This is a genomic window from Kitasatospora sp. NPDC127060 (assembly GCF_042724935.1).
Lineage (GTDB): Bacteria > Actinomycetota > Actinomycetes > Streptomycetales > Streptomycetaceae > Kitasatospora.
Genome location: NZ_JBHXEG010000168.1, coordinates 1 through 5115, shown reverse-complemented (window position 1 = coordinate 5115; position 5115 = coordinate 1). Strand labels below are relative to the sequence as shown.

2 protein-coding genes and 1 pseudogene are annotated in these 5115 nt (G+C 73.3%); 1 reads left to right on the top strand and 2 read right to left on the bottom strand.

Annotation, left to right across the window (positions count from 1 at the left end; translation table 11 throughout):
• Both ACFWIS_RS40315 and ACFWIS_RS40310 read right to left on the bottom strand, forming a co-directional pair.
• Positions 1 to 92, bottom strand: a pseudogene (locus ACFWIS_RS40315) (roadblock/LC7 domain-containing protein); the annotation flags it as partial.
• Between the two features lie 10 nt (positions 93 to 102).
• The gene (locus ACFWIS_RS40310; protein WP_380453464.1) at positions 103 to 3906 is read right to left on the bottom strand and encodes a nitrate- and nitrite sensing domain-containing protein; all 3804 of its coding nucleotides are present in this window, start codon (positions 3904 to 3906) and stop codon (positions 103 to 105) included.
• Positions 3907 to 4591: 685 nt separating this feature from the next.
• Between ACFWIS_RS40310 and ACFWIS_RS40305 the strand changes: the two genes are divergently transcribed.
• Positions 4592 to 4810, top strand: coding sequence for a hypothetical protein (locus ACFWIS_RS40305; protein ID WP_380453461.1), 219 nt, complete (start codon positions 4592 to 4594; stop codon positions 4808 to 4810).
• Positions 4811 to 5115 lie beyond the last annotated feature (305 nt).

The following is a 5115-nucleotide window of genomic DNA, read 5'->3' as shown; positions in this document are numbered from 1 at the left end:
TCCGCGGAGACCACCACGGTGTGGGACACCCCGGGGGTGTTGTCCACGAAATTGGTGATCAGCCAGTTCAGGTTCTGTGCGGCCTGGCTCATCTGGTTCAACTCAACGCTCCTGGTGATCTGCGCCGTTGCCGTCGCTCCGGCCACCGAAACTATCGAATCCGGGCTGCTGGGCACCATGCTGGAAGCCCGGTGGGTTGGCGGCCTGCTCGGCCCCGGCCCGGCGGCCCTGCTGGATGCCGCGGCGCAGGTTGGTCAGTCGGCCGCGGACCTCCTCGGGGGCGCGGGAGACCTGGGGACCGGTCAGCGGGGCGGCCTCGGCGGTGCCGGAGACCAGGTTGGCCTGCGGGGTCCGCCGGGGGAGGCCGGACATGGTGACCCCGCTGGTCGACGGCTCGCGGACCTGCTCGGCCCGGCGCCAGCGCTCGTCGTTCGCGGACGGGCGCCAGGGCGCGTCACCCTGGCCGGGCTGGCCGGGCTGGCCGGGCTGCGGCGGGCCCTGGGGGGCCTGTGGCTGCGGCGCCTGCGGCTGGGGGGCCTGGGCCTGGGGGGCCTGCCGGGGCTGCTGCTGCGGGGCCCGCTGCGGCTGCTCGGGCTCCTGGAGCTCCGGCGCCGAGGTGCCGGGCCGGCGCGGCTGGTACGGCCGGGGCCGGCCCTGCTCCGGGTCCTGCATCCGGCCGTCGGCCTGCTGCGGGTACCAGGGCTGCTCGCCGGCGGCGTCGGACGGGCCGGTCGGCAGTGCCATCGGCTCCTGACGCTGCGGCTGCGGCTGCTGCGGGTGCTGGGGCATCGGCTGCTGCTGCGGGGCCGGCTGCGGCTGGGTCGGGGTCGGCACGTTCGGCAACACCGGCTCCACCAGGCCGAGGCCCAGCGGGTCACGCGGGTCGATCTGGCTGGCCTCGAAGCGCGGCCGGGCGAACTGCTGGGTGCTCTCCAGCGGCGCCGGCTCGGCCGACGGCAACGGCTGGGGCTGCTGCTGCGGGGGCAGCTGCGGCTGACGGCCCTGCTGAGGCGCGTCCGGGCCGGGGCGCTGCGGACGGCGCTGGCCCGGCTGGCCCTGCGGAGCCGGTCGGCCCTGCGGACCCTGCGGACCCTGCGGACCCTGCTGGCCGGGCGCACGCTGCGGCAGGCCGGCCTGCGGGCGGTTGCCCGGACGGGCACCCTGCTGCTGCGGGGCGCCGGGTCCGCCCGGACGGCCGTGCTGCGGCTGCTCGCCGGTCCGCGGGGCCGGAGCGCCCGGACCGCCGTCGAACTCGCCCGCGGGGCGCGGACGCTCCTGGCCGGGGCGGCCCTGGCCGCGGCGCGGCAGACCGTTCGGGGCGCCCTGCGGCGGACCCTGGCGGCCGGGGGCGCGCTGCGGCAGGCCGGTCTGAGGCGACTGCTGCGGCTGGCCCTGCTGGCCCTGCTGGCCTGCACCCGGCTGGGCGGGAGCCTGCGGCGCGGGGCCCGGCTGGCCCTGGCCGCGGCGGCGCGGCTGGCCCTGACCCGGCTGGCCGGGACCCTGCTGAGCCTGGCCCGGACCCTGCTGGCCCGGACCCTGCTGGCCCGGACCCTGCTGGCCCTGAGCCGGCTGGCCCGGCAGGACGGGGTTCTCGCGCAGCGACTGCCCGACCCTACGGGTCGGCAGTCCGGCCAGGCCGCCGGGCGCACCCGGGCCGGTCGGCGCGGCAGGAGCGCCGGGCGCGGCGGGAGCCGCCGGCGCGCCCGGACCGCCCTGGCCGAGCTGCGGACGCCCGCCCTGCGGGGCACCGCCGCCCGGGCCCTGGCCGAGTGCGGCCGGACCGTTCTGGCGGCCGGGCGGCATCTGGCGCTGCTGGCGCGGCGTCGGGGCGACCCCGCGCTGCTGCTTGCCCGGGCCGCCGGGGCCAGGACGGCCGGCGCCGCGGCGGTCGGCGGAGTTGGTGACGTCGACGGGGAGCATGACCAGCGCGGTGGTGCCACCGGAGTCGCTGGGGCGGAGCTGGATCCGGATGCCGTGTCGCAGGGACAGGCGGCCGACCACGAAGAGGCCCATGCGGCGGGAGACCGAGACGTCCACCGTCGGCGGGTTGGCGAGGCGCTCGTTGATCTCGGCGAGGTCGTCCGGGCTGAGGCCGATGCCGGTGTCGTGGATCTCGACCAGCACCCGGCCGTCCGGCAGGGCGTGGCCGGTGACCCGGACGCGGGTCTGCGGGCTGGAGAACGAGGTGGCGTTCTCCAGCAGCTCGGCGAGCAGGTGGACGAGGTCGTTGACGACGCGGCCGGCGACCTCGGCCGACGGCACGGCGGCGAGTTCGATGCGCTCGTACTGCTCCACCTCGGAGGCGGCGGCGCGGAGCACGTCGACCAGCGGGACGGGGCGGGTCCAGCGACGGCCCGGGTCCTCACCGGCGAGGACGAGGAGGTTTTCGCCGTTGCGGCGCATGCGGGTCGCGAGGTGGTCGAGCTTGAACAGGTTGGCCAGCTGGTCCGGGTCGGCCTCGCGGCTCTCCAGCTCGGAGATCAGCGACAGCTGGCGCTGGATCAGGCCCTGGCTGCGGCGCGAGAGGTTGGTGAACATCGCGTTGATGTTGCCGCGCAGGAGGGCCTGCTCGGCGGCGAGACGGACGGCCTCGCTGTGCACCATGTCGAACGCGTGCGCCACGTGGCCGATTTCGTCGGTCGAGTCGACGGCGACCGGTTCGACGGTGGTGTCGACGTCGTGCGGGTCGCTCTCGGAGAGCGTCTTGACCAGCTCGGGCAGGCGGCGCTCGGCGACGTCCTCGGCCGCGGTCTGCAGTCGGGTCAGCGAGCGCACCATCGAGCGGGCGATCAGACCGGCGCCGCCGAGGGCGACGAGCAGGGTCAGGGCGACGGCGGCACCGATGATCAGGGCCTCGGTGTCGGCCTGGGACTGGAGGTCCTGGGCCTTTCCGTCGAGGTCCTCGATCAGCTTGGACTCGATCCGGCGCTCGGCCGTGATCTTGGTGGTGGCCTTCTCGTACCAGTCCTTGTACGAGACGGGCTCGGTCTGGTGGATGCCGCCCGGCTGGAGGATCGAGCGCGAGTAGCGGTCGGCCTCGGCGACCACGTTGTTGTAGCTCAGCTGGCCGCGCAGGTTGTCCAGGTCGTGCGCGGTGTAGATGTTGTTGAAACTGGTGAGCGCGTTGTCGTACGTGGTGCGCAGGCGGATGCCGAAGGACTCGTCGCTCGCGCTCAGGTCGGGGGTCTTGGGGTTGGCCAGACCGGCGCTGATCAGCGCGCGCTGCTGCGAGGTGGCGTCCTTGGCCAGCGAGAACTGCTGAAGGGCGCGGGTGGCGACCAGCAGGTCCTTGTTGTTCGAGGCGAGCGCGATGTCCTGGGTGATGCCCAGCAGGTCGCGGATGATCACGTCGTAGGCGGTGATCGTCGCCTGGATGTTCTGGTTGTTCTGGTACGGCGTGTTGCGGGCGTCCGCGATTGAGTTCAGGTCCTTGCGGATCTGGAACAACAGGGCCTTCCCGCCGGAGAGTTCGAGGTTCTCGAACTTGTCAGAGGAGGCGGTGAAGGTGCGGCTGAGGTCGTCGGTGGACTTGCGGGCGGCGACGATCTCGTCGTCCAGCGGGTCGTTCGGACGGTTGGTGATGTAGCCGGCGCTGATGTCGCGCTCGGTCTGCAGGGCGTCCGCGAGGTTGGTCGCCTTCTTGGCCAGGTCGGACAGGTTGGCCATCTGGGCGAGTTGCTGGGAGTTCTCCAGCGAGGTCTGGATGCGCAGGCCGCCGAGGACCAGCGAGACCAGGACGGGCAGCGCGAGCAGGGCTATGAGCCGGGTGCGGATGCGCCAGTTGCGCATCGCGAGCCGGCTCAGACCGGTGGCGCGGCGCCTGGTCAGGGTGGTCCGGAGCTTGTCCCGGGCGGACTTCCGTTCCTGGCCGTCCCCGTCCGGGCCGGCGGGGGCCTCGGGCGTCACGGGGTCGGTCGGGCCACCGGGGGCCGCCGCCTGCTGAGGTGCTGCCCCGGGCTCGCGCGACTCCGGGTCACCCGCGGCGCCGCTACCCCTTTTGAAACGTCCCTGCACTGGCGTCGCAACCTCTGGACCGGGCGTCCCGCCGCGTCGCCACGGCCTGGACGGTGTCGAGTTTCGTCCGCACCCCGGCCGGTCCGGGAGAGCGGGTCGCCGGGGTGGACTGCTCCCTACCCACGGTCCGTGGCATTCCAGCACAGCCAGGGAATCCCAACAAGGGCCGCCGGAACCTGCCGCCGGGTACTACCGACCGCATGCGGGATCTCACTGACTGTGCGGTAACCGGACCGGAATACCGCCTTTTTCGGACACTCGCCGGATACATGCCAACGTGACCCGAGATCGACAAGAGTCGCAGACCTGCCGAAATGCCCGTTGTGTGCGGAATGCCGGTAAATTCCGATCCGGCGATATGTCGGATATTCGTGATTTGTGCGTCAATTTGTGAGCAAAATCACAGGCTAATGTGTAGCTTTGGTCACGGCCTCTGTGGAATGAGATCTCGTAACCTGGCTGTCTCCGGAGCACGGCCCGATCAGCCTGCCCAGAACCCCTCCGAATCAATCGGAATCACGCAGGCCGGCGCGGAATCCCTGGCGATCCGCCCGGCCACGAACACGAGGTGCTCTCGATGTCCCTGGCGAAGAAGGCCACCAAGTCCACGCTGTCCTGCCGCTCCACGGCGAACCCGCGCCGGACCACGCTGGCCTCGGTCGAGGACTTCAGCAAGATCCCGGGCGCCCGCAAGTCCGAGGACGTCGTCACCTACGCCACCGAGCTGCCGGCCAGCACCGCCAACCCGCGTCGCACCCAGCTGATGGTCGCCCCGGTCATCGCCCCGCTGGACTGACCCGACCCGAGCTCCGTCCAGGGCGCCGCGAACCCGCCGGTTCGCGGCGCCCGCTGCTATTCGCCCGCTCGCCTCCGGGGCGCTTCTGGCCCGGCGCCGACGGTCGGCGGGCGCTGCGCCACCTCCTTCGTCGGCGGCTTGGCCCTTCTCCCTCTCGGCACCGGCGCGTCCCTTCGGCTCGGGGCGGGTTGCTCGCCCGCTCGCCTCCGGGGCGCTTCTGGCCCGGTGCCGACGGTCGGCGGGCGCTGCGCCACCTCCTTCGTCGGCGGCTTGGCCCTTCTCCCTTTCGGCACCGGCGCGTCCCT

What these genes read in the sequence shown, in the direction of transcription:
- ACFWIS_RS40305 (WP_380453461.1), top strand. Translation starts at nt 4,592, where the DNA reads ATGTCCCTGGCGAAGAAGGCCACCAAGTCCACGCTGTCCTGCCGCTCC.